The following is a 624-nucleotide window of genomic DNA, read 5'->3' as shown; positions in this document are numbered from 1 at the left end:
CGGATTTTTCACCCAGTCCCTTTCTGATCGTGATCCCGAGCTTTTTGGCTCGATCACGTCGGAACTGGGTCGTCAGCGCGACGAGATCGAGCTGATCGCGTCCGAGAACATCGTCTCTGCCGCCGTGATGGAGGCGCAGGGCTCGGTGATGACCAACAAATACGCCGAAGGCTATCCCGGCCGCCGCTATTATGGCGGCTGCCAGTTCGTCGACATCGCCGAAAACCTGGCCATCGACCGCGCCAAGCAACTGTTCGGCTGTGAATTCGCCAACGTGCAGCCCAATTCCGGCTCTCAGGCCAACCAGGGCGTGTTTCAGGCGCTGATCAAGCCCGGCGACACCATTCTGGGCATGAGCCTGGATGCCGGTGGCCACCTGACCCACGGTGCGCGGCCCAACCAGTCGGGCAAGTGGTTCAACGCGGTGCAATACGGCGTGCGCCAGCAGGACAACATGCTGGATTACGATCAGGTCGAGGCGCTGGCGAAGGAACACCAGCCCAAGCTGATCATCGCCGGCGGTTCGGCCATCCCGCGCCAGATCGACTTTGCCCGCATGCGTCAGATCGCCGACATGGTCGGTGCCTATCTGCACGTGGACATGGCGCATTTCGCCGGTCTGGT

The 624-nt window shown here is 62.0% G+C and carries 1 protein-coding gene; it reads left to right on the top strand.

Annotated features, from left to right (window positions below):
- The coding region (locus ACR0C6_RS21935; RefSeq protein ID WP_480621285.1) for a PLP-dependent aminotransferase family protein at positions 1-624 on the top strand (624 nt) is incomplete at both ends.

The sequence above is a fragment of the Ruegeria sp. AL12 genome (genome assembly GCF_056540885.1).
This window is presented reverse-complemented; position numbering and strand designations above follow the sequence as displayed.